At 42.1% G+C, this 25,404-nt stretch carries 23 protein-coding genes; 12 read left to right on the top strand and 11 right to left on the bottom strand.

What is annotated here, in order from left to right; translation table 11 throughout:
- Positions 1-3: 3 nt before the first annotated feature.
- The 6 genes from J7E52_RS06955 to J7E52_RS06930 all read left to right on the top strand — a co-directional run bounded on the left by J7E52_RS06955 (position 4) and on the right by J7E52_RS06930 (position 5,927).
- Entirely contained in the window at positions 4-675 is a 672-nt protein-coding gene (locus J7E52_RS06955; RefSeq protein WP_214744401.1) for a response regulator transcription factor, read from the top strand.
- Positions 676-685: 10 nt separating this feature from the next.
- A complete protein-coding gene (locus tag J7E52_RS06950) occupies positions 686-1,924 on the top strand; it encodes a sensor histidine kinase (RefSeq protein WP_214744400.1) in 1,239 nt (412 codons plus the stop codon).
- Positions 1,925-2,050: 126 nt separating this feature from the next.
- Positions 2,051-2,497: a hypothetical protein gene (locus tag J7E52_RS06945; protein WP_214744398.1), complete on the top strand. Its 447-nt coding sequence runs from the start codon at positions 2,051-2,053 to the stop codon at positions 2,495-2,497.
- A 263-nt stretch (positions 2,498-2,760) separates the two neighbouring features.
- Entirely contained in the window at positions 2,761-3,945 is a 1,185-nt protein-coding gene (locus J7E52_RS06940) for a NupC/NupG family nucleoside CNT transporter (protein WP_214744396.1), read from the top strand.
- A gap of 145 nt (positions 3,946-4,090) precedes the next feature.
- Positions 4,091-5,050, top strand: coding sequence for a peptide-methionine (R)-S-oxide reductase MsrB (msrB, locus tag J7E52_RS06935; protein ID WP_214744394.1), 960 nt, complete (start codon positions 4,091-4,093; stop codon positions 5,048-5,050).
- Between the two features lie 22 nt (positions 5,051-5,072).
- On the top strand, positions 5,073-5,927 hold the full coding sequence (locus J7E52_RS06930) for an STAS domain-containing protein (protein WP_214744392.1): 855 nt from the start codon (positions 5,073-5,075) through the stop codon (positions 5,925-5,927).
- Positions 5,928-5,990: 63 nt separating this feature from the next.
- Here J7E52_RS06930 and J7E52_RS06925 read toward each other — a convergent pair whose 3' ends face one another.
- From J7E52_RS06925 to J7E52_RS06910, 4 genes are all read right to left on the bottom strand, one after another.
- Positions 5,991-7,643, bottom strand: coding sequence for a glutamine--tRNA ligase/YqeY domain fusion protein (locus J7E52_RS06925; protein WP_214744390.1), 1,653 nt, complete (start codon positions 7,641-7,643; stop codon positions 5,991-5,993).
- A gap of 318 nt (positions 7,644-7,961) precedes the next feature.
- Positions 7,962-8,702 carry an amino acid ABC transporter ATP-binding protein gene (locus tag J7E52_RS06920; protein ID WP_061465868.1) on the bottom strand — a complete coding sequence of 247 codons (741 nt, stop codon included), beginning with the start codon at positions 8,700-8,702 and terminating at the stop codon, positions 7,962-7,964.
- A gap of 11 nt (positions 8,703-8,713) precedes the next feature.
- Entirely contained in the window at positions 8,714-9,379 is a 666-nt protein-coding gene (locus J7E52_RS06915) for an amino acid ABC transporter permease (protein ID WP_048685680.1), read from the bottom strand.
- Positions 9,380-9,405: 26 nt separating this feature from the next.
- On the bottom strand, positions 9,406-10,185 hold the full coding sequence (locus J7E52_RS06910; protein ID WP_214744388.1) for a transporter substrate-binding domain-containing protein: 780 nt from the start codon (positions 10,183-10,185) through the stop codon (positions 9,406-9,408).
- Positions 10,186-10,666: 481 nt separating this feature from the next.
- Between J7E52_RS06910 and purU the strand changes: the two genes are divergently transcribed.
- On the top strand, positions 10,667-11,569 hold the full coding sequence (purU, locus tag J7E52_RS06905) for a formyltetrahydrofolate deformylase (protein WP_214744386.1): 903 nt from the start codon (positions 10,667-10,669) through the stop codon (positions 11,567-11,569).
- 60 nt (positions 11,570-11,629) lie between these two features.
- On the opposite strand, the gene J7E52_RS06900 is transcribed toward purU, so the two are convergent.
- The 3 genes from J7E52_RS06900 to J7E52_RS06890 form a co-directional block, all read right to left on the bottom strand.
- Positions 11,630-12,289: an SIMPL domain-containing protein gene (locus tag J7E52_RS06900; protein WP_214744384.1), complete on the bottom strand. Its 660-nt coding sequence runs from the start codon at positions 12,287-12,289 to the stop codon at positions 11,630-11,632.
- 138 nt (positions 12,290-12,427) lie between these two features.
- Complete coding sequence (locus J7E52_RS06895; RefSeq protein WP_063234246.1) at positions 12,428-12,622, bottom strand: YwbE family protein; 195 nt, start codon at positions 12,620-12,622, stop codon at positions 12,428-12,430.
- Between the two features lie 110 nt (positions 12,623-12,732).
- Entirely contained in the window at positions 12,733-14,253 is a 1,521-nt protein-coding gene (locus tag J7E52_RS06890) for an FAD-dependent oxidoreductase (RefSeq protein ID WP_214744382.1), read from the bottom strand.
- A gap of 1,217 nt (positions 14,254-15,470) precedes the next feature.
- Here J7E52_RS06890 and J7E52_RS06885 point away from each other — a divergent pair.
- Together J7E52_RS06885 and J7E52_RS06880 are read left to right on the top strand one after the other, a co-directional pair.
- On the top strand, positions 15,471-16,664 hold the full coding sequence (locus J7E52_RS06885) for a ParM/StbA family protein (RefSeq protein ID WP_214744380.1): 1,194 nt from the start codon (positions 15,471-15,473) through the stop codon (positions 16,662-16,664).
- Between the two features lie 8 nt (positions 16,665-16,672).
- Positions 16,673-17,212: a hypothetical protein gene (locus tag J7E52_RS06880; RefSeq protein ID WP_214744378.1), complete on the top strand. Its 540-nt coding sequence runs from the start codon at positions 16,673-16,675 to the stop codon at positions 17,210-17,212.
- Between the two features lie 240 nt (positions 17,213-17,452).
- Here J7E52_RS06880 and J7E52_RS06875 read toward each other — a convergent pair whose 3' ends face one another.
- Complete coding sequence (locus J7E52_RS06875) at positions 17,453-18,745, bottom strand: NCS2 family permease (RefSeq protein WP_214744376.1); 1,293 nt, start codon at positions 18,743-18,745, stop codon at positions 17,453-17,455.
- 292 nt (positions 18,746-19,037) lie between these two features.
- Here J7E52_RS06875 and J7E52_RS06870 point away from each other — a divergent pair, with 292 nt between their 5' ends.
- From J7E52_RS06870 to J7E52_RS06860, 3 genes are read left to right on the top strand one after another with little or no spacing between them, the layout of a single operon-like run.
- A complete protein-coding gene (locus J7E52_RS06870; protein ID WP_214744374.1) occupies positions 19,038-20,633 on the top strand; it encodes a DEAD/DEAH box helicase in 1,596 nt (531 codons plus the stop codon).
- Positions 20,634-20,648: 15 nt separating this feature from the next.
- Positions 20,649-21,557: a phosphotransferase gene (locus J7E52_RS06865; protein WP_214744372.1), complete on the top strand. Its 909-nt coding sequence runs from the start codon at positions 20,649-20,651 to the stop codon at positions 21,555-21,557.
- Between the two features lie 33 nt (positions 21,558-21,590).
- Positions 21,591-22,778, top strand: a complete 1,188-nt coding sequence (locus J7E52_RS06860) for a class I SAM-dependent methyltransferase (RefSeq protein ID WP_286197524.1) — start codon at positions 21,591-21,593, stop codon at positions 22,776-22,778.
- A gap of 574 nt (positions 22,779-23,352) precedes the next feature.
- On the opposite strand, the gene J7E52_RS06855 is transcribed toward J7E52_RS06860, so the two are convergent.
- Genes J7E52_RS06855 through J7E52_RS06845 form a run of 3 tightly spaced genes read right to left on the bottom strand, consistent with a single transcriptional unit; the run spans position 23,353 to position 25,275 of the window.
- The gene (locus J7E52_RS06855) at positions 23,353-23,655 is read right to left on the bottom strand and encodes an AbrB/MazE/SpoVT family DNA-binding domain-containing protein (RefSeq protein ID WP_214744370.1); all 303 of its coding nucleotides are present in this window, start codon (positions 23,653-23,655) and stop codon (positions 23,353-23,355) included.
- Between the two features lies 1 nt (position 23,656).
- Positions 23,657-24,586, bottom strand: coding sequence for an ABC transporter ATP-binding protein (locus J7E52_RS06850; protein WP_214744368.1), 930 nt, complete (start codon positions 24,584-24,586; stop codon positions 23,657-23,659).
- Complete coding sequence (locus tag J7E52_RS06845) at positions 24,586-25,275, bottom strand: ABC transporter permease (RefSeq protein WP_214744365.1); 690 nt, start codon at positions 25,273-25,275, stop codon at positions 24,586-24,588. The genes J7E52_RS06850 and J7E52_RS06845 overlap by 1 nt, the downstream gene beginning before the upstream one ends.
- Positions 25,276-25,404 lie beyond the last annotated feature (129 nt).

Below are 25,404 nucleotides of genomic sequence, written 5' to 3'. Positions count from 1 at the left end.
TGAATGAAGGTTTTGGTGGTAGAAGATAATGTTTCATTATTAGAATCGATCCGACAGATTCTGACGGATGAATATGAAGTCGATACAGCAGATAATGGGGAAGATGGGCTATTCATGGCTCAGCAAAGTATATACGATATCATCATTTTGGATGTAATGCTTCCGGGAATCGATGGATTTGAAATCGTACGGAAAATCAGGGAAGCAAAAATCGATACAAGTGTCTTGTTTTTGACGGCAAAAGATGCGCTTGAGGATCGTGTCAGAGGATTGGAAATGGGTGGCGATGATTATTTAGTCAAGCCGTTCCAGGCACCGGAACTTAAGGCCAGGATACGTGCCCTGCTTCGAAGGAGCGGCATTATATCACTTGCGCAGCATGTGAAATACCGTGATATTGAACTGTTGGAAAAAGAAAAGGATATTTTGGTTGATGGAAAGGTCATTAAAATGACCTTGAAACAGTTTGAATTACTGGAGTACTTAATTCAAAATAATGGAAAAATATTGACCCGTGAGCAAATTTTCGACCGCATTTGGGGGTTTGATTCAGATACGACGATTGCCATTGTGGAAGTGTTCATCCATCATCTTAGAAAAAAGCTTGAACCTTTCAATTATCATAAAGATATTCAAACCGTACGCGGTATTGGTTATATGCTAAAACAACCATAAGGGGATCATTATGTTCCAAAAAACACGGCTTCAACTAACATTATTGAATTCTATCGTCTTTATTGTCTTAATAGCCATATTAAGCAGAACGATTTATTTCTATACGGAAAATCAGATTTATAAGGATGTCAATGATTCACTTAAAAAGGATTACAGGGATTTCAATAATGGCGGCATGCCAGGCGGACGTCCGCAAGGTGAGTTTCTCTTAGGACCGGGACCGAGCGTCATCATTTGGGGACCGGATGATACGATTATTGAGCCAAGACTGAGTGTAGACCATTTTTTTAAGGTCAATGAACAACAATTTTTCCCTAAAGCTTTTGATGAAATTGAAGAAATATCGGTGAATGGATACACGTATCGGGCCCTTTCCACCCAGGTCGATACGGGCTATGGTGAGATGGCCGTACAATTCATCAAGAATGTGGATACAGAAAAAGAAATGCTTGATCGCTTGCTGCTCATATTGTTTGTTGGTGGAGGAATTGGAAGTCTAGTGGCGGTAGGCGCAGGCTATCTTCTGGCAGGACGGGCTTTGATCCCGGTCAAGAAATCCTGGGATCAGCAGCAGCAGTTTGTCTCGGATGCTTCGCATGAAATACGAACGCCGCTTGCTGTCATTCAATCGCGGGCTGATTTGCTATTTCAATCACCGAACGCGACAATCGAGGAAAAAGCCGTTGATATATCCATCATTTCGAAGGAAGTCCGGCGATTGAATAAGCTTGTTAACGGACTTTTGACCTTGACTAGAACGGATTCGAATCAAATGGAGGTTAAGAAATCGAACTTCTTCCTTGATGATTTACTTATGGATATCGTGGAACAGTATACGGATATCGCTTCTTTTCAAGAGAAGTCAATCATTTGCCATGCTCCCGAACAGGTGGTGTTTCATGGGGATAAGGAGAGGATTCATCAGCTATTGGTGATTTTGGTGGATAATGCCATGAAATTTACCGAGGAGGGCGGGAAAATTTCCCTATCCTGCATCAAGAATGCTTCATCCATCATTCTTACTGTGGAGGATAATGGAAAAGGCATTCCGCAGGAAGATCTCCCCTTGATTTTTAACCGTTTTTATCAAGTGGAGCAAGCCCGTTCAGCAAATGAAGGCTCCGGTTTAGGTTTATCCATTGCCAAATGGATTGTAAACACACATCAAGGGAACATCAAGGTTACGAGTGAACAGAATGAACAGACCCGTTTTGAAATCACTTTTCCGAGAAATCAAAGGAAAAATTAATCCCCTTTAGAAGCCATTCCAATAGTAAAAGACCCTTACTTTTTTCCTTGTTGCTTAAGGAAAAATTAAGGGTCTTTTTAGATAATCAACTTATCAAGAAATACATATATTTTCGGAGGGGAATCCATGATGAAAAGACTTGGTAAGTTACACTTTTTGGTTGGAATATTGGCTTTTGTCCTTTTAATGGCTCATGCAGTCACCGGGCTCATGATGTATGTGAATGGCAGCGGCAATGACCCCATGAATCGACAGGCAATTATGGGTCAGCCCGCCGACCGCAACACAACAGAAACGAATGATACGGAAAAATCGGCTATCAGTACAACAACCGATGATTCAACTGCGGAAACGACAACTAATGACCAGGGCAATTTGGAGACAACTCCCCAAGGCGGGCCTAATGGTTCTGGAACTCCAAGCGGTGGCGGTTTCCAAGGCAGAGAATCTTTTGCAGGGAAATTTATCGGCTTTTATCAAGGGGCAGGCGGTTTGGCCGCATCCATCATCATCTTTGTAATTGGAGGCGCAGGAATAGTTACCTCGGTGATATCCAGAAAAACGGCAGCCTAAAAAGTCGATACTATTTGAGGAAAGAGAGGTTCCTTTCGAGGGGAGCCTCCTTTTTTAATTCACGAAACCCATTATTGTCACTAATTGTTATTTTAAAAAGGGAAATAATAATTGCACTTAAAAAAATATTAGTTTAATATAGACTTCTGGAGAGGTACGTACATGTATTTTGGATGAAAGAGAAAACGTTTGCATAAATTTTTTGAGGGTAACCTACTAGTAATGCACGATCATTAAATTCACCCTTAGTGGAGGCAGAATATATGAAATTTCTGATTGCAATTTTAGGACTGCTTATTGTTTTTGGACTAGCTCTATTAGTTAGCAGTGACCGGAAGAAAGTTAAAATTAAACCGATCATCCTCATGGTGGTCATTCAGCTTATTTTAACTTATTTATTATTAAATACGAAGTTTGGTTTAGTGATCATCAATTCGATTGCCGATGGTTTCGGAAAACTTTTAGAATGGGCAAATGAAGGGATCACCTTTGTATTTGGCGGGATTGTAAACGAAGGAGCATCGCCCTTCTTTTTAAATGTCCTTCTTCCAATCGTATTCATCTCAGCATTAATCGGGATCTTACAGCACTTCAAGATCCTTCCGTTCATCATGAAGTGGATTGGATTCATTCTAAGTAAGGTGAATGGGATGGGTAAATTGGAATCTTACAATGCTGTCGCATCAGCAATAGTGGGCCAATCCGAGGTTTTCATAACCTTGAAAAAACAACTCGGTGCCATTCCGCCATCTCGCATGTATACGCTTTGTGCATCAGCCATGTCAACTGTATCGATGTCGATCGTCGGTGCTTATATGACAATGATTGAACCAAAATACGTAGTGACGGCAATTGTTATTAACATGTTTGGTGGATTTATCATCGCATCCATTATTAACCCTTATACCGTAACGGATGAAGAGGATATCCTCCCTGTTGAAGAAGGGGCGGAGAAGCAGTCTTTCTTCGAAATGCTTGGGGAATATATCATGGATGGATTTAAGGTTGCTATCACTGTAGCAGCGATGTTAATTGGTTTCGTTGCTTTAATCGCAGGAATCAACAGCGTATTCGATATGATCTTCGGCATCAGCTTCCAAGACATCATGGGGTATATCTTTGCACCGTTTGCCTTCATCATGGGTATACCGATTTCAGAAACCGTGACTGCTGGCGGAATCATGGCGACGAAGCTGGTGACCAATGAATTCGTTGCCATGCTGAGCCTAGGGGAAGCATCGGCAGCCTTGAGCGATAGGACGATAGGAATCGTTTCGGTTTTCTTGGTTTCATTCGCTAATTTCTCATCTATCGGCATCATTGCCGGTGCAGTCAAAGGACTTCATGAAAAACAGGGAAATGTTGTGGCCCGTTTCGGCTTGAAGCTGCTATACGGTGCGACTCTTGTCAGCATCCTATCAGCGATCATTGTAAGTGTGATACTTTAATTAACGGATCTAACACAAAAGGGCACTTAGGTTACTCCTAAGTGCCTGTTTTATATTTGTACACCAAACAATTTTTGAATTTGAAGGTGTTTGGCTTGCTGGTATATAATACATAAAATGACAGGCTTGAAAGGGGAGTTTTAGGATGGCGATGGCTGGAAAAGAAACGGCTATCTTTGCAGGAGGCTGTTTTTGGTGCATGGTTGCTCCCTTTGATGAAATGGATGGTATTATTTCAGTGACATCAGGTTATACAGGCGGTAATTTTGCCGCGCCTAGTTATAAACAAGTGATTACCGGGTCGACCGATCATGTTGAAGCGGTGCAAGTGGTATTCGATCCATCAATCATTTCCTATAAAACGTTATTGGAGATATTCTGGCGCCAAATCGATCCTACGGATGATGAAGGGCAGTTCTCGGATAGGGGAAAGCAATACAAGGCGGCCATTTTCTATCTTAATGAACGTCAGAAACAGGAGGCAGAACAATCGAAGGAAGATTTAATGATGAGCGGGCGGTTTAAGAAACCTATTGTTACGGGTATTCTACCCTCGGGGAAATTTTACGCCGCTGAGGAATATCATCAAGAATTCTATCGGAAAAATCAATTTCGCTATGCATTGTATCGTAAAGGCTCAGGACGGGATGCTTTCATTAACGAAAATTGGCCTAAGGATAATGCACACCTTAGAAAGACCTTAACGGAGAGTCAGTTTCATGTCACCCAGGAAAATGGCACGGAGCCGCCCTTCGATAATGCCTATTGGGATTACTATGAAGAAGGCATCTATGTGGATGTCGTTTCTGGGGAGCCTCTATTCAGTTCGCGGGATAAGTATGATAGCGGCTGTGGGTGGCCTAGCTTCACGAAGCCCATCATGTCGGCAAGTGTCAATGAAAAAATGGATCTCAGCCACCGAATGACCCGGACCGAGGTGCGCAGCAGGGACGCCGATTCACACCTTGGACATGTTTTTCCTGATGGCCCAAGTCCTAAAGGCACGAGATATTGCATAAACTCTGCAGCTCTTCGGTTCATTCCTAGAAATGAAATGGAGAAAGAGGGATATGGAGACTTATTATTACTTTTTAAAATGAAATAACTAGGGAGATAGGGGAACACAAATGGATAAAATAGATGAAAATTTATATCGATATATCCTTGATAACTCATCCAAGATTACGGAAAACTGGCTGGCTTTAAGGGAGAAGCAGTCTGGATCCATCTATTCAATAGATTCTAATGAGGAAATCGAAAATCTACTTAGGGAACAGAATACATTGACGATCAAGACAGTGACCAGTGCTTTACTTGAAGATAAAACTGCTTTTATTGAAACGATGGAGCAGTGGGCCACACTTGTCGCGAAGAGCAGGGTTGAATCGGACACCCCCATTTACGAAGTGTTGGAAGCGCTTAATAAGGTTCGCGAAACATATTGGGCCTTCATCACTGATTATATGCTAAAGGATACGGGGATAACGAAGGAGACAATCATCCGGTGGAGCCAGCTTATTAATCGTGCATTCGATCAATTGAACCGTGAGTTCACTGAGCAGTATTACCTTTTGACAAAAGAACGACTCCTTGCTCAACAGGACCTGATTAATGAACTGGGCGCACCTGTCATTCCCATTGTTGATGCCATTGCGGTATTGCCGTTAATCGGTGAAATCGATACCTATCGGGCAAAGGAAATTTTGAATGCGACTCCAAGCAAATGCATTAGCAAAAATGTCACTCACTTATTCATCGATTTATCGGGAGTTGCCCTTTTAGATATGATGGTTGCCCAACAGATCTATCAATTGATAAGTACCCTGAACCTGTTAGGCATTCAATCGACCATTTCCGGGATTCGTCCTGAAGTGGCCAGGACATCGGTTCAGTTAGGTCTTGATTTTAGTCAGGTTTCGACACATAGTACTCTTAAACAGGCCCTTTCCAAGCAAGGGATCAAACTTTACGAGAAAAAATGATATAAGAGTGCAGAGAATGAAAAAGAACCAGATTCGCTAGGAATCTGGTTCTTTTCCGTGATTCTATAACTTGAATGAACTTTTCAATCCAACGATTTGGTTGAAGACCAAGTGATCGGCCGCAGTGAGCTTTGAATCAACATTATAATAGCCATGCCTGAAGAATTGGAATTTATCCTGAGGTTTAACATCTTTCATGTTAGGCTCGACAAATCCTTGTAGAATTTCTAGAGAATCAGGGTTTACCCGGTCCAAGAATGATTTTTCTTCCTCTTCATCATTTTCCTTATCCAAGATTAAAGGCTGGTAGTTGCGGAATTCTGCTGAAACGGCTTGTGAAGCTTCGACCCAGTGCAATGTACCTTTCACTTTACGGCCAGTGAAGCCAGATCCGCTTTTCGTTTCAATGTCGTATGTGCAGCGAAGTTCAATGACGTTACCGGCTTCGTCTTTTATCACTTCTTCACATTTAATGAAATAAGCATGTTTCAAACGGACTTCATTGCCCGGGAAAAGTCGGAAATACTTTTTCGGCGGGTTTTCCATGAAATCGTCCTGTTCAATATATATTTCACGTGAAAACGGGATTTGGCGTGTGCCCATTTCCGGAACTTCCGGATTGACCTCAGCATCCAGCCATTCTATCTCGCCTTCCGGATAGTTGGTGATGACCACTTTAAGCGGATTTAGGATGGCCATAGTCCGTGGAGCCTTGAGCTTTAAGTCTTCCCGCACGAAATGATCAAGCATTTGTGAGTCCACGACACCGCTTGTTTTTGCGACACCTATCTCTTGGCAGAATGCACGAATCGCTTCGGGTGTATACCCTCGTCTCCGCAAGCCCGAAACGGTAGGCATCCGTGGGTCGTCCCAGCCATCCACGAAGCCTTCATCGACAAGCTGCTTCAGTTTTCGCTTGCTCATTACTGTATTGGTCAGGTTAAGACGGCCAAATTCATATTGTTTTGGTTTGCTTTCCATTTCACAATTTTCAACGATCCAGTCATAAAGAGGTCGTTGATCTTCGAACTCAAGCGTACAAATGGAGTGTGTGACTCCCTCGATGGCATCTTCAATTGGGTGGGCAAAGGCATACATTGGGTAGATGCACCATTTGTTGCCGGTATTATGGTGTTCAGTATGGGAGATACGGTATATGACGGGATCACGCAAATTAATGTTAGGTGAGCTCATATCGATTTTTGCACGCAATACCTTTGCGCCGTTTTCAAATTCGCCGCTGCGCATCTTTTCAAATAGTTCAAGATTTTCTTCGACGGTTCTATTGCGGTAGGGGCTATCTTTCCCCGGCTCAGTCAGCGTTCCGCGATATTCACGGATTTGGTCGGCATTAAGGTCGTCCACATATGCCAATCCTTTATTGATGAGCAGCACAGCTCTTTTATACATTTCATCAAAATAGTCGGAAGCGAAGAAAAGGTTATCCCAGTCGTAACCGAGCCATTTTACATCTTCCTTAATGGAGTTGACGAACTCAATATCCTCTTTCAATGGATTCGTATCATCGAAACGAAGGTTGGTTTTCCCATTGAAATCATCAGCCACCCCAAAATTCAAAATGATTGATTTGGCATGCCCGATATGTAAATATCCGTTCGGCTCAGGAGGGAAGCGGGTGATGACATGATCATGTTTTCCGGACTCTAAATCATCTTTTATAATATTTTTAATAAAATTCGAAGAGTTATTTTCCAACTGAATTCGACCTCTTTCATTTATATACTTCTTTTAATTTTACCTGTATATATACCATAAATACAGATATTTTTCCATGTTCGAGCCGGAATCAGGGTTTATCTGAAACAATTCATCAAGTATTTAGTTTGTACAATCAGAGCGAAAATATCCCTGAAACTTTTGATCATGTAATTTAAGGAACTATCTAACTGGAGAATAAGGAAAACAAGAAAGGGTTTTACATGCAAAATAGCAATACAGGAATTCACGCCTGTATTGCTTAATGTTATAGGCCGAAATTTCTGCGTTAACGGACGAATTGCTCTCGCTAGCAGATCAAAAGACTGTCGTTTGCAAAAATTCTTTTGTGCGCTCTTCTTTTGGATTGGTGAAGAATTCTTTTGGCGGGCCGCTTTCGACAACCCTCCCATTATGCATGAAGACAATCCAATCCCCAACTTCACGTGCAAAGCTCATTTCATGTGTAACGACTACCATTGTCATCCCTTCCAAGGCAAGTTCCTTCATCGTGGCAAGAACCTCCCCGACAAGTTCGGGATCCAGAGCCGAGGTAGGCTCATCAAAGAGTAGGATATCCGGCTTCATGGCAAGGGCACGGGCTATGGCGACACGCTGTTTCTGGCCACCTGAGAGCTTGCTTGGATAGACATCCGCTTTATCCGATAAGCCGACTTTGGCAAGCAATGCTTTTGCTTCTTCAATTGCCTGTGCCTTAGGGATCTTTTTGACGTGAGTAGGCGCCTCGATGACATTTTCCAGTACGGTCATATGCGGGAAGAGGTAAAAATGCTGAAAAACCATTCCGACTTTCTCGCGGATTTTATTAATATCATGGGTACCCGGTTTGATTTCCGTTCCTTCAATGAGGATTTGCCCGCTGTCTTTTTTCTCTAAATAATTCAAACAGCGGAGCAGGGTGCTTTTTCCGGAACCGCTTGGCCCGATCAGACAGACAACATCGCTATCGAGTACCTTCATATCAATATCTTTGAGTACATGCAGGTTTCCATACGATTTATTTAAATTCCTAATGCGAATCATTTCTTTTTGTTCCATTTCAATTCCCCCTATCGATCACTAATGGAAAGTTTCTTTTCGAATAAATTGACGATAATGGTCAGGAATGCCACTAGAATCAAGTAATAGACCGCCACAATCAATAAATAAGTCATTTCATCGAAATTATTCGAACCTAATGTAGTGGCCACGTTAAACAGCTCATTCATGGATATGAAGGCGGCCAGTGATGAATCCTTCAACCCGATGATGAATTGGTTGCCTAGCGGCGGCAATGCGCGACGGAAGGCTTGAGGTAAGATGATCCTTCTTAATGTGAGCGAATTGCTCATGCCAAGGGAGCGTCCGGCTTCCATTTGGCCTTTATCGATCGATTGGATCGTACCACGTAAAATTTCAGAGATATAGGCTCCATTATGGAAGGCCAGGGCAAGTGACGCCGCCCAGAAGTCCGGCAGTAAGAAGAGATTGCTGATACCGAAATATAGTATGAATATCTGTACGATTAGCGGTGTTCCCCGTACCAGGAATACATATGTATCTGAAATCCATGCAAGAATTTTTATATTGGAAATTTTTAAAAGTGCAAATAGCAATCCGATGACGATTCCTACCAATATGGAGACTACCGTAAGTTCCAATGTGAGGAGCATGGCTCGGATGAATACGTCCGAGGAGCTAAATAATGTATCAAAAAAATGTGAAAAACTTGGCAATGTAATGACTCCCTTTCTATCAATCTTTATTCAGGCTTAGTTGTGATGTCCTCACCAAAGTATTTTTTGCTGATTTCCGCAAGCGTTCCATCTTCCCGGAGGTTTTCAAGTGCTTCGTTGATACGGGCAAGCAACTGAGGGTTGTCGTTGGGCAGTACGATGGCCTGCTCGCTTCGTTCGATCAATTGCCTTCCTTCGATGTCGAAACCTTCCTTGGCTGCTTCCTTGCCGGTTACGAAGTCGGTGATGACGGCATCATGACGTCCTCCGCTCAATGCTTTCAGGGCGGTGATATCACTGTCATAGGTTTTTACATTGGTTGTATACTTTTCTGCTGTGGTTGCGTACGTGGAGCCTTTAGAAGCCGCAACTTCCTTTCCCTTTAAATCTTCAACCGTTTTAATGTCACTATCCGAGCGGACGAAAATTTGAGGACCTGAGTAGTAATAAGGGGTCGAGAAGGCAACATGTTTACTTCGTTGTTCATTGATTGTGTGACTGGCAACCGCGGCATCTGCCCGACCGGTTTTGACACCTTCCACGATACCTTTGAATTTAATCCGTTTAGGTACTGGCTCCAGGTCCAGTTCCTTTGCAATTGCATCGCCGACTTCAATATCGAATCCGGTTACGGTCATGTCATCATTGACATAACTGAATGGCTTGAATTCGCCTGAGGCAGCGAAAACAAACTGGTCCTTATTGATCAGCTTACTCCCATCCTCTAGCTGGTCCTTTTCAGCACAGCCGGACAGAAGTCCAAGAACAGCCAGAATGGATACAATGAATGTAACTGATGATTTCATGATAATTTCAATTCCCCCTTTGAAAAAAACTAATAGAATGGTCTATACCCTTATGAGGTAGTGAATAACCTCAATAACTAGGGAAAATAAAATTGAAATAAAAAAGGGTGTCCAGATCATGCCGACATTCCATTCAAGAATCCCCCTTCACTATGCATTTCATAAAGGTTCTCGGCCTTTGCCCTCATTTCCTTCCAAATTACCGGTAATTTCCTGAAATAATGACAATTATTAATAGGGTAAGAGATTTCGGCTGGATTCAACTCTAGAGATGAATATAAAACAATTTATGATGATGGATTAGACTCTATAGAAAACTGCTGAAAACCATATCTAATGAATGGGATGGGATAAAACTGTGGAGGATTTCAAAAAAGGACCATGTTGGCTGTCTACAAAATCCCGTATTTATGGACTGACTTTAATTTTGCCCATGAATTGAAGTATAATATAGCAAAATAGAAGAAGGGCAGTTGGGAAAATGGTTAGCAACTTTGTGCAAGAACAGTTACAGGAGTTTCGCGAAAAGAATCAAGATAGGGGCCGTTTGATTATAAAATGTCCGGACCAGCCAGGAATTGTTTCGACAGTTACAGCCTTTCTTAAAGAATATGGTGCAAATATTGTTGAATTGAGTCAGTATTCGATGAATCCTGAGGGCGGTACCTTTTTCACCAGGATCGAATTCGATTGTCCAGGATTGAAGGATAGGGCAGCGGATATGCAACTGGCATTCCAGGAAGTTTCGACAGCATTCTCGATGCAATGGACATTTAACCATGTGAGTGATCTGAAGAGGACGGCAATCTTCGTTTCCAAGGAGCCTCACTGCCTTCTGGAATTGCTATGGGAGTGGCAAAGCGGCGATTTATTAGCTGATATTGCGCTAGTCATCAGCAATCATGAAGATACAAGGCAAATTGTCGAATCGATGGGCATCCCATTTTATTACATTCCAGCAAATAAGGATATACGTAAGGAAGTGGAGACTAAACAGCTTGGACTTCTGGAAGAATTCGAAGTGGACCTTATTATATTGGCTAGGTATATGCAGATATTGACGCCGGACTTCGTAGCGGCCCATCCAAACAGAATCATCAATATCCATCATTCATTTTTACCTGCATTCATTGGAGCCCGGCCTTATGAAAGAGCTTATGACAGAGGTGTTAAGCTGATTGGGGCGACTTCCCATTATGTGACGAATGATTTGGATGAAGGTCCGATCATCGAGCAGGATATTGAACGAGTGGACCATCGTGATTCTGCCGGGGATATGAAGAAAATCGGTCGTTCAGCTGAACGCAGGGTGCTGGCACGTGCTGTTAAATGGCATTTGGAGGACCGCGTCCTTGTTCATGAAAATAAAACGGTAGTGTTTTAAAGTGAAACCCCCCCCTTTGGGTTGCCAAGGGGGGGTTTTTAGGATGGAATTTAGTGAGTGCTAGTACGTGTACTCCACCCTTACTGAGGCAGTGATGTTCAATTCACCAGGCTGAATCGGGGTAGTCGCCATTTTTGAAAAGGTACTTGTTTGGTAAAGCATCGGTGTTGCCGTTTCAGATAGCTCTTCAATCTTATTAGGGACTGGGTTCAATGAGATTCCCAGTGTTCGGGCCATGGAGAGTGCTTTTTCGTATGCATTTTTTAAAGCAAGAGAAAGTGCCTGGTTATAGTATGCATCCGGGTTGGATAAAGAGAAGCGGATGCTGGTGATTGAATTGGCGCCGCTTCTGACGGCCGTGTCGATTATGCTGCCTATTTTCTCGATTTCGGTCGTTTGGGCCTGGATGATGTGCTGGACTTTGTAGTTCTTGAACAATTCCTTTCCGTCAATATAATCATATTGTGGATCGATTCTGTAATCACTCGTTTTCAATTGCTCTTCGGGAATGCCTGTGGATTTAAGTGATGCGATAACTTTTGCGATTGCTTGGGAATTGGCTTGCTGGGCCTTTTGCGGGTCCTCATCCTCTGTTATGACTCCAAGGGTGATCGTGGCTTGATCCGGAGCAGCAGATAGCGTCTCTGAGCCGGAAACTTTCAATGTATGTTCTTCGTTGCGGTAATGAACCCTATCGGGGGCTTTGTATTCTTGATTCATTTTGACACCAGCCTTTTTAAAGAGATAATCTCACCCCTATTGTACGAATTATGAACGGGAAACATGATTGAAATATCCCATTGTCATTAATTCGGTCGAATGATCACAAAAAAACACTCGGCCTGGACCGAGTGCGCATTACTTATGAATGACTTGAACCCTGCCAACCTGGCCATCAGTCAATCTTACTTTAATTCCATGAGGGTGAGTGCTGGAGTTGGTCAAAATATCCTTTACAGTGCCGCTTGTCAGTTTTCCGCTGCGTTGATCTGCTTTAAGCACAATGTCCACAGAGGTACCTGGGGTAATATCTTTCCGATTTTTACCGTTCATGTTCAATTCAATCCTTTTCAGAGTTATTTGCAACCATTCAACCATGCAGTAACTTCAGTATAAGGAAAACGGCGGGCCCAGTCGAATATTAGATAAAATCACGATGACCATCAGCGTATTTTTTTCAATGGTTCGACAGCAGGGCCATTTAACACTTCACCAGCGATGGAGTAGCGGGAGCCATGACATGGGCAATCCCAAGTACGGTCGCCGCTATTCCAGGCAACTTCACACCCCATGTGTGTACATGTAGAATCAACAATATGAAGCTGACCATCATGATCACGGTAACACCCAGCTTTGTCTCCATTCACCTTCACGACTGCTCCTTCATCAATTCCTATGTCTTCAGGCGTTTTATGAATGACGGCCAATTTACCTTTGATCAAATGCTTCGCTACATCAGCATTATCTTGGACTATATTCTTCATGCCTTTTAAACGGGCTGGGTCATACAAGTCTGCATACCGGTTATCCCTTTGCAAAACCCGGTCAGTTAAGATCTTGGCCGCAATCGATCCATTCGTCATTCCCCATTTCGCATAGCCGGTAGCTATCAGGACGTTTGGATGATTGGGTGTCACTGGTCCGACGAAGGGGATATTATCCGGTGTCACAATATCCTGTGCCGACCAGCGGTAGGGAATTTCCTTCACATCGAAATATTGGGAACTGAAGTCCTTTAGTGCTTCATAATGCTCGATCATCGGGACGCCCTGACCTGTTTTATGACCATCACCGCTGACTAGTATAAGTTTTTCCCCATTGTCCAATTCCGTATAGCGAAGGGAGCGGGTAGGGCTGTCTGCACTGTAATACATCCCACCTGGATATTCCTGTTCAGTCTTGATACCGAGTACATAGGACCTATCTACATGAACACGGGCAAAGTATAAGCCCATTTCATCATTAAAAGGGAAGTGGGAGGCAACGATTACCTGATTGCTTTTGATTGTATGTCCAGTATCGGTCAGAATGGTCGGTGGATCGCCATCTTCAATCTTCATTGCCGTTGTCCGTTCATAAATGGTGCCTCCACTTTCGAGAATTGTCGAAATGAGGGCAGTTAAGTATTTCAACGGATGAAACTGTGCTTGATCTTTCATTATCACAGCAGCCTTACAAGGAATGGAGAAAGGGATACTCTCTGCATAATCCCCGCGAATGCCAAGTTTTTGATAGGCTTTCAGTTCATTTTGGATTTTGCTTTTATATTCATCAGTATTTGCGTAGACATAGGCATCCTGTGCAGTCAAATTACATTCGATGGAATGTTCTTCTACCAAGTCTTTGATTAGCTTCATTCCATCTGAATTGGCTTCATAATAAAGTTTGGCCTTCTCTTCGCCATGGTCAGTGATCAACTGGTCGTATATCAAGCCATGCTGGGCCGTGATTTTTGCTGTAGTGTGTCCTGTCGTTCCATTAAGGATTACGCCAGCATCAATCAGAGTGACTTTAACACCTTGTTTAGCTAGTAGATAAGCAGAAGTGATTCCAGTAATTCCGCCGCCTACTATTAAGACATCAGTGGTTATATCTGTATCTAGTTTAGAAAAAGAAGGGAAAGTTAACGCACTGCGCCAATAAGGTTCCGGAAATCGGGGAAGGTCTGTATTTTTTTCAGTCATTTGAATACCTCCATACAGTTCATTAGTGAATCGTCCATTTATTACCATACCCAAATCCGCTATTTATACGCTTATTTTTGTAAGAAGAAAGATTAAAAAAATACATTATTTGGTTTGTTTACAATTATGTATACATGTAAACAAAAATAGATTAATTGTACACGAATATGTATACGTGTTTACAAATGCGTACACATGGCTTTATATAAGGTGTATACATGTTTGTCCCTATTGTAAACAATCGAAAATTATAGCTACTGTTAATGAAGCATTGACTACCGTGGAAACTTTTTCAGCTTCTAGAATCGTGGAGAGGAGGGCCGTTGAATATTTTAAAGGGGTGAAACTGTGCTTGGATCATGAAAGATTTACAAGGAAATGAGAAAGGGATTTCTTCTGCATAATCCCCGCGAATGGCTAGTTTCGATAGGCTTTTAGTTCATTTTGAATTTTACTTTTATATTCATCAGTATTCGCGTGAATATAGGTATCCATTGCCGTCAAATTACATTCAATGGAATGTTCTTCTACCAAATCTTTGATAAGCTCATTCCTTCTGAATTGGCTACATAATATAGTTTGGCTTTTCTTCACCATGTTTTAGTGAACAAACAAATCGTAAATCAGGCCATGCTGTGGTGTGTCCCGTTGTTCCGTTAAGGATTTCGCCAGCCTCTATCAGTGTAACTTTAATACCTTGTTTAGCTGAGTAATCCCTGTAATTCCGCTGCCTACAACTAAGACGTCAGTGGTTATATCTGTATCTAGTTTAGAAAACGAAGGGGAATTTAACGCACTGCGCCAATAGGGTTCCCGAATTTGGGAAGTTTCTGTATTTTTCTCAGTCATTTGAATACCTCTATATAGTTCATTAGTGAATCGTCCATTTATTACCATAATAAAATTCACTATTTATACGCTTATTTTTGCAGGGGGAAAGATCAATTAAAAATACAATATATGGTTTGTGTACAAAAACGTATACGTGTAAACAAAAAAAGATGCATCGTGCACAATTACGTATACATGTGTACAAACACGTAAACATAGCTATATATAAGGTGTATACATATTTGTCCCTATTGTAAACAATTTGAAAACAATTCGACAAATATAGCTACAACTTATGAAGGATTGACTATCGTGGTAACTTTTTCTATCCTTAAAGGGAAGGCTTCACTTAAATTTTTTTCTATAAAAAAGGGGATGTTTTTTAGATGAGTTCTAGAATCGCAGCAGTAGACGTAGGAAATGATGCCATCAAGGCTATTTTTGGAAAGCTAGAATCCGAACTTTATATACCGAACGTCATTGCAAAAGACATAGAGGATCGTCCTGTCATAGGGATTGAGGAACTTAATGAAAAAAACCCATTGGAAGGGATTCATATCAGAGTTCATTCACCAGCCCTTCAAGATAATAATGCTATTTATCGCGTTGGGAACTTGGCGACAAAAAGCGATAATCCTACCGAACTGGATTTAGGAAGCAGTAAATCAGAAGAAGACCAAACATTAGTCATGCTTTTTGCTGCCCTGGCATTAGACGCTGCCAAACAGGGGAACAATGATACATTCAAAAAAGTGAATAACGTTGTGGAAGCCAATTATACGCTTGGAACAGGCTTGCCTCTTCGTGAGGTTAAAGAAGGAAAAGACGTCGGGTATCGGTCGAAATTACTCGGATCTGTCCATCAGGTGGAATTTTTGATTACCCCTAAATACCAAGGCATGAAGGTTAATATCAAATTTGATGAAGTGAAAGTCTATCCAGAGGGCTTCGCTGCATACATAAATTTGGTCATGGATAAAGATTTGAATATCATTAACCGTGAATTAATAGATAGAAGAATACTCATTCAGGATATCGGTGGATTATCTACGGATATCGCGGTCATTAAAAATCGTAAAGTTGACGATGATAAAGCACAAGGATTCAATTTAGGAGTAGCTGAAGCCCTTGAATCGATTCGTGAAGAAATCAGGAAGAAACATGGTGTCGAGTTGGATAGCAGGCGCGACGTCGTTGAAATCATCACGAAGAAAAATGATCGCAATCATATTATGGTTCGAGGAAGCAGGACAAGCGTCCATGATATCGTCGACCGCATTTTAGGTGAACTGGCCAAAAAGCAATATCGTCACCTGCGCAACGTATGGCAAAAAAATTCCCAAACGGAAATCTGCTATTTTGTAGGCGGGGGATCGATTGTCCTGAAAGATTACTTGAAAACATTGAATCAAAATTTTGATGGCTACAATATAGACTTTTTCGAAGATGAACGGGAAAGCGTTTGGATGATGGCAAACGCCTATTATAAATTGATTTCGGATTTTAATCGCCGGAATTCAAAGGAACAGAATCAGTCCCAGCAAAAGAAGAAAGAACAAAGAACGGGTTCTATTAAATAGGTGAGAGAATGAAAAAAACAGCTTCTTCTGAAATTAAAAGAGGACAAGCCATCACTTTTCGTATCCCTTCGGATGTATCAGATTATACGTTAAGACAGCTGCAGAAATTGAAGGAAACGGAAAGAAGGAATTTTTCCAGTAAAATTGCTGAGTATGTTCTTGATGGAGTCGGGCAATCCACCCATCAGGATCGGGAAATGATTGCCCTGCCCATGCCGAACAAGCTAAGCAAATCTCAGCGTGATTGGCTCAAGCATTCCCACTCAGAAGCTATGCTTGGAACGATAATGTACAACCTTTTATCCGATCCTTTACGAGCTACCGCCTTGCTTGCCTCTTTGAACAGTAATGGATCGAATGAGGAATATATGCAGGTTGAGCTTGAAGAAAGGGAAGTGGAGGAGGTCAAGGAAGACTTACCTAAGAAAGATCTGGATGACTTTGCTTGGAATTTGGATGAACCCTCACAACAAGAGGAAGAAACCGAACCGGAAGAGGAAAATCTTGACGATCTCCTGGGTGATTTCCTTGATCAAATGAACCAGTGAACTGTAGGAGGATATTTGATGTTATGTTGGATATCCTCCTTTTTCTTTGCGGGGGTTATAAAGAATGACACAACCCTGTTGAACCGATAATTGCACGGCAGTTGGAGTACCAAGTGTAATTAAAGGTAAGCGGATGGATAACGTCATAAAATAATTGCACGTAAACAAATAAAGGAGTGTTCAATTAACATGAATTGAACACTCCTTTTTTTTATCCCATGATGCCCTTAAGGATAATGATCAAGCCAGGAAAATCAGTTGGTAAAGGAATAGAACGGCAAACATGTAGACGAACGGATGCACTTCACGGAATTTGCCTCTCGCCATTTTTAATATGGGATAGGCGATGAATCCGAGTGCGATCCCGTTGGCGATGCTTGATGTTAAAGGCATGGCGACAATGACCAAAAAGGCTGGGAATGATTCATCAAAGTGTGTCCAGTCAATTTCATTAATGCTTTTAATCATCATGCTTCCGACGATGATCAAGCTAGGTGCCGTGATTGCCGCTACATTTGAGACAGCTCCTATCAGTGGGCTGAAGAAGGCGGTTATTAAGAAAAGGATGGCCACCACCAACGCGGTTAAACCTGTCTTGCCGCCCGCCCCTACACCAGCTGATGATTCAACCGAGGCAGCTGTCGGGCTTGTGCCGAACATGGCGCCGACAGTAGTGCCGATAGAATCTGCAAAGAAGGCACTGCCGGATTTTTCAAGCTTATTCTCCTTCAGCAATCCAGCTTGCCGGACAATGCCTAATAAAGCACCGGTCGTATCGAAAAGCATTACAAGCAAAATGGAGAAGACGACGCCATAAAGCCCGTAGTTAATGACATCGGCGATGGATGTGATTGGATTGGCGACTATTATCCCTTCAGGTAAGGAAGGGGTGGAAACTAGTCCGTTAATTTCCAATTGGCCTGTAAAGAAAGCGATTATGGCAGTAACGATCATTCCGATGAATATCGCTCCCTGCACATTGCGAACGATCAGCACAATCGTTATGACCAAACCTACCAATGTAAGCGCCACACTGGGATCCGTGAAGCTTCCGAGGGTAACCAGGTTGGATTCATGCTGTGTGACGACACCTGACAAACGCAGTCCGATGAAGGTGATGAAAAGCCCGATTCCGGCACTGATTGCATGCTTCAAGTTATTTGGGATGGCCTCGATCAATTTTGAGCGGAAAGAGGTAAGGGATAAAAGGATAAAGATGATACCGGTAACAAAGACTGCAGAGAAGGCAACTGTGTATGAAATATCATGGGTTCCCAGTACCGAGTATGCAAAATAAGCATTCAATCCCATTGCCGGTGCTATGACAATTGGGTAATTGGCTAAAAAGGCCATGCATAGGGTACCGATTATTATTGCGATTATGGTTGCTGTGAATGCCTGGTCGAATGGAACACCGGCATCAGAAAGGATCATGGGGTTTACAACGATGATATAAGCCAGTGTTAAAAAGGTTGTAAGCCCCGCAAGTACTTCCGTCTTTATATTTGAATTCCGTTCTTTTAAATTAAACATGCGGTCACTCCTTTTTTATATACAAAAAATCCTTGCAAAAATCTACAAGGAGGAAATGCTTACCCTTTTCAAGTAAGTAGCCCGATTGGATAATCTTATAAATTATATTAGAAAAACAACTAAAGTACAATAGGATGAAAAATTTTAAGGTACAGGTTTTCTCGAAAATAGATAATGATATACTAACAAATAGCTTAGACTAAGGAGAATGACATGAATTCAAGGAAGCTGTTACCATTACAGTGGATTTATCAGTCAATAAAATGAAGAAATTCAGAAAGTAGGCATATACATGACGGAATTCATCGACCTCGGCGTCAGCCCGGCGATTAACAACATATTAAAGCAAATAGGAATATCCTCCCCTACCCCAATCCAGGAGAAATCGATACCGGATATCCTTGCTGGAAGGGATGTCATCGCGAAGGCGCAGACGGGGACGGGGAAGACGTTGGCATTTTTGCTGCCAATCCTGGAAAAAGTCGATCCCGCCGCATCCCACATACAATCCCTGATCGTCACGCCGACCAGGGAATTGGCTTTGCAAATCACTGCTGAATTGAAAAAATTCGCTAATGAAATCGAAGGACTTCAAGTGCTTGCAGTTTATGGCGGACAGGATGTCGAGCAGCAAATGAAAAAGCTGACAAGAAACATCTCCGTGGTGGTCGCCACGCCAGGCAGGTTATTAGATCATTTACGAAGAGGCACCATCGACCTCTCACAAACCGGAACACTCGTGTTGGATGAAGCTGATCAAATGCTTCATATTGGGTTTTTACCAGAAGTGGAAGAGATCATGGGACAGCTTCCAGAGGAGCGCCAAACGCTGCTCTTTTCAGCGACGATGCCCGAACAGGTGCATCAATTGGCTAAACGCTACATGACTAAACCATTGACTGCCGCTGTGAAGGCTGAGCAAGTAACGGTCGAGAAAATCAGGCAGCTTGTCATCGAGACCACCGATCGTGCCAAACAGTCTTCATTAATCAACATGATCAAAGAAGAACAGCCATACCTTGCGATCATATTTTGCCGTACAAAACGTCGCGTTTCGGTTTTGAATGATGCCCTGAAGGCAGCTGGATTCAATTCTGAAGAGCTTCATGGTGACCTTTCACAGGCAAAGCGGGAACGTGTCATGAAAAACTTCAGAGACGCAAAGCTTCAATATTTAGTGGCAACGGACGTTGCTGCACGAGGGCTCGATGTAGAAGGCGTGACACATGTGTTTAATTATGATGTTCCCGAGGATGCAGAAAGTTACATCCACCGAATTGGCCGGACGGGCCGAGCGGGTGAGAATGGCTTGGCTGTAACCTTCATAGCAACGAAGGATTTACAACTTTTAAGCGAGATTGAAAAAGGGATCTCCATGAAAATCGAAAGAAGGACGATTGAAGGAGTGAAAATGTTCCAACCCGATGAGGTGAGGCAAAAAAGGAAACGCTATGAAGAATCTTCTGATGAGGGTACCCGCCGACCGCATTCGGGAGGGGGAAGGAAACACCGGGAACGGATAGATACGAGAGGACCGAATCGGGGCAGTCACCGTTCTGCAAACCAAGCGGACAATCGTGAATTCGAGAGGGAGAAACCACGTGGAGGCCGGATGGAAAACAGCCGCGGACCAAAACGTGATGATTCACGTGGAGGCCGGATGGAAAGCAGCGGACTCAAACGTGACGATTCACGGGGAAGCCGCACCGAAAACAGCCGCGGACCCAAGCGTGAGAGTAATTCACGAGGAGATCGCCAAGACAGCCGTGGGCCAAAGCGTGACAATCTACGGGGAGATCAAAGAGACAGCCGTAGATCAACTAGTACACAAGGGCCAAGTAATCGCAGGGGTGGATCTGGAAGCTTTTCTAGAGGGAGAAACCGGTAAAAGGGGGAGACGGGAGTGGAAAAGCCTTGGTTGGCAGAATATCCAGTTTCGCTGGAGCTGGCAGGGAAATTGATATTGCTGCAGTTTCCGGAAATTGAGTTGAAAGAGATCAAGCAACTTGGGGAGGGTTTCGATAACACGGTGATACAAATCAATGGGCAATTTGTATTCCGTTTCCCCCGCCGCCCTATTGCAGTTACGTTGATTCAGGTGGAAAATCAGCTTTTGCCATCCATTGCAGGCACTTTTCCGCTAGCTATCCCTGAACCGATCTTTTTTGGGAAACCAAGTACCCTGTATCCTTATCCTTTTACCGGTTATAAAATGGTAAAAGGACACTTGCCTGTAGAAGGATCAGATGCCAATAAGGTTGAATCGGCAAAAAGGTTTGCCCGTTTTTTGAAGGTTCTTCACAGTTTCCCTGTGGAAAGGGCTATGCGTTTAGGTGTGCAGCCTGATGGGATGATGAGGCTTGATGTATCCTATCGAAAGGAATCACTTATGGAAAATGTCTCAAATCTATTAAAGCTAGGATACTTTGAACAGGCACAGGCGGTTAAGGATTTTGTTGAAGCCTTAGGCGAATTGGATGTTCAGCATCCGATTTCACTCGTTCACGGAGACATTCATATCCGGAATGTTTTACTTGATGACGAAGGCGTTCTCGCAGGTATCATTGATTGGGGAGATGTTCATATCGGGAATCCAGCCATTGATTTCTCCTTTTTATACAGTTATTTCCCAAAAGAGGTGCGCAGAGCTTTTTTCGAAATCTATGGTGAAATCGAAAAGGAAACAGAGAGCTTAGCCCGGTTCAGAGCCATATATATGCTTGTTACATTACTCGTTTATGGCATAGACCGCCACGATGAAGAACTGATTGCCATTACGAGTACAGGTTTGAAATTTGCTATAGAAGAATAATTGTCATGCTCTTTTGATGTTTAGGAGGTACATATGAAGGCAAGTTATTATCATACAATCACATTAATGGCGAACATGTTAAATCAAGCTAATATTCCATACCAATATACAGGTCGATCCGCTCTGTTCGTACAAGGAGTGGATATCGATGAATATAAGAAAATCGATATTGATGTTCAATGGGATGTCTTTAATGAGGCTTTAGATCTTTTTTCCGAATACTCCCCAACAAAGCCTGAAAGAAGTCCTGAGACTGCGTTCTTTCTAATGGATGTCGAGGGGGTTTCTGTCACTGTTCGCTGCCGGTTTAACACGACCATTAAAACGGACCCTTATCGTTTGTCCAGCAAGATGGGGGATATGGAGGTTTGGTGCAGGTCGTTATACAGTTATTTATACGAAGAAGAAATGAGAAAGTACAGTGCCGAGATTCATGCTTACTTATCAGCCGAGCAGCAGGGGTTCACAGCGGAAAATGAACAGGCGTGGAACCAGAATAATTATTTAGCGCTTGTCAATCGTTATGGAGATCCCGTGGATTTGGCATCAAAAATCAAGCAAAACCCAAAATGGAGACTGCATCCTTTTTATAAATATATGGGAGATATATCCGGTAAAAAAATCACTCATTTGATGGGATCGAACGGCGTCAAAGCAGTTGCCCTGGCCATATTGGGAGCTGAAGTGAAAGTTGTTGATTTTTCCCGGGAAAATGCAATGTTTGCAAATGAGCTGGCCAGTGGGGCCAATGCCTCCATCGAGTATATCGTTTCGGATGTCCTTTCACTATCAGCCGAGCATGTATCAGGGAAACAGGATTTGGTTTTAATGGAGCTCGGTGTGCTTCACTACTTAATAGATCTGCAGCCGTTATTTGAAAAAATTAAAAAGATGCTGAAACCTGGAGGCCGTTTCGTACTGCATGAATTTCACCCGATTTCAACAAAGCTCATTACTTCAAATGGTAAAAAACATAAAGTCACAGGCAACTATTTCGCTCCGGCAATCGAAAACAATGAGGTCGCTTTTTCGAAGCATATGCCTGATGAGGAAAAAGGGAGCCTTTCAAGAGTTGTACAGCGTAAATGGACAATTGGGGAACTTATAACGTCAATAGGTCAATCAGGGCTAGTTATTAAAGTACTCGAGGAAGAACCGAATCATAAAATCCATGATATTGGCCTTCCGAAAACATATACCTTGGTGGCGGAACGAGTTTAAGCTGCATGTTGAGGAAATGGAAATTGACTGAAGGAGCCTTTTTTGGTTCTTCACTTGATTTAAAATCGTGCGAAAAATAAATAGAACTCAAAAGAACCAGTATACATACGATACTGGTCTCAGACTGTAGACAAACTCGAAGTAAAGCGTGTTTGCCTGCAGTTTTTTCTTTGAAAGAAGTTACAGTTGATTTCAGAAATCCGTTCCCTTTCCGCCGACTGTCTGCCAAGCCTCCTCGCCGCAAGCATCTAGCAGGGTCTTTGCTAGCCAGTTATTCGGCAGGAGTGTCGCAAATTTCTTCAATCCAATAAGGGTTACAGTAAAAGACCATTAAGGATAATCTAGTCTTAAACATAATTCGGGATGAGACCAGCCTACAGTTTTTTTCAAAAATTTCTAGTTGATTGGAGCGGATGTTCGAGACTCCTGCGGGGAAAACGCGTCCAAGGGAGACCCCGCAGGCGCAAAGACCGCCCGCGGAAAGCGAGTGCCTGGAATGGAAATCAACGTTCAAATTTTACAAACCCTTTTGCCATCGCTGATATTTTCCATTTAGGGTAGGTTAAAACCTACTTTAACGTTCTTGGTTTCCAAAATTTTGGGACTCCATTAAATGTTGCAATTCTTCATAAAGCAATTCTGCAGCTTTAGGAGTCAGAATGATTGAGCCATCTCCTAGGATAAGATTTTGACTGGATGCCTCTCCTGTTAATAAACATGCATTTTGCGGTTCATATTTTTTAAGGATGATTTGTTCGTCATCTATAAACACTTCAAGTGGGTTACTTATCTCCAAATCTAGCATCCTTCTTATTTCACTAGGTATGCAAAATCTTCCTAATGGATCTAGTCTCTGTACAATTCCAGTGGATTTCATATCATGCTCCCCTCTGGCCAGAACCAAGGTTACGGAATATTTCTTCCAGAGATGGTTCATTGACCTCAAGGCGATAGATATCCACTTTTGTATTGGAAAAGGCTCGATTAATGACAGGAATGCTTGATTCTTCAGCTACTACTAACGATGTATTTTCTGTTCCCCACTCAATATCTTTTCCAATTTTCTCGAAAATTTGTTGTAACCCGGCTTTGTGCTCAATAGGAATCTTCCCGTGTTTCACCTTAACTGTTAGTTGAGATTGATACTTATGTCTTAATTGTTCCATGCTTCCCTGAGCTTGAATAATGCCTTTATCCATTATTGCAATTTCATCACAAAGCTTTTCAACCTCATTTAAGTTATGAGATGTTAAAAATATCGTTTTTCCCTCTGCAGCTACATTTTTAATCAAGGAATGGATATTTAGAACCGCGTTTGCATCTACACCAGAAGTTGGTTCATCGAGAAAGATTAAATCCGGATCATTAATGAGCGCCTGGGCGACACCTAATTTTTTCTTCATCCCGAACGAATACTTCTTGGTTTTCGTTTTAATTGCATCTCCAAGTTCAACACGTTCTAATAACGCAATTAAATCAGCCTTTGAACGTCTCACACCTAATACATTTCCTAAGAACTTTAAATGTTCAATACCGGTTAGATCGTCGTAGAAAGTGGAGTAATCAGGAAGGACGCCTATTCTTCGCTTGATTTTATCTTCCGTAATCTCACCTGATCCGAGAATTTTAAAATCGCCGGAGGTAGGTGTGGTTATGCCCGTTACCATATTAATAAAGGTTGACTTTCCAGCTCCATTTTTCCCCAAGAAGCCGAATATATGACCCTGGGTAACATTTAAATCAACCTTATTGACAACGGTATGATCTCCATACTTTTTGGTTATTTGATTTGTTTCAAAAGCATACATTAGAAATCCCTCTTTCTAAGAATTATTATGCTTGATAAGAGAAAGACCAGTGACAAGATTGGGATGAAATAAACATAAAATGACTGTTCCTGCCCTACATAAAAGTAAGGGGTCAAGTAACTAAATATCCTCAGGAAGATTATTTCTTTTGAAACCATACCCCAAATCCCCAAAACTGGAAGTGTAATCGATAGAATGATACCTAAAAATATACTTAATCCAGGTTTATTAATTAAGGTTGAGATTAATAGGAACAGAGCAACAAAGTACGTAATGAAAATAACTGATTCAATCAATTCGGCAAAGTAGAATGTTTTTGCAAAAGGAATCAACATGATTAAAGATAGTAAAATACATACAAACCAGAAGAGTGAAACCCCTAAAAATTTTCCGATAACAATTTTGTCCCTCGACAATTTTGTTACTAAAAAACGCATGGTTCGAGAATGGGTCTCTCGATTTATCACATCATGAGATAAGCTCGTAACAAAAATAGGACCTGCGAGCAACAGGAGAATATAAAGACCGCCCATATAAGCATTATCAAGACCTACATCCTGTAACTCAGAGCTCCATTTACTAAGTAACTTCGCTGACCCTAATGTAACCCCAAGCATAAAAATAATAATAATAATTGAGCGAATACTCTTGAATAGACTCTTGAATTCTCGTAAACATATCGTTGTCATCGTGACAGCTCCTTTCACCACTTATTATAAGAGCGCAAGATTAACATTTACATAAAGGTACATTAACAGAACCTTAAAATTGTTAATTTTGGATAATTACAACATGTTATTCGTGATATATTTTTAATC

It is taken from the genome of Bacillus sp. ISL-34 (genome assembly GCF_018613325.1).
Classification (GTDB): domain Bacteria; phylum Bacillota; class Bacilli; order Bacillales; family DSM-1321; genus Peribacillus.
The sequence above is the reverse complement of the archived record's forward strand: the minus strand, read 5'-3'. Positions and strand labels throughout refer to the sequence as shown.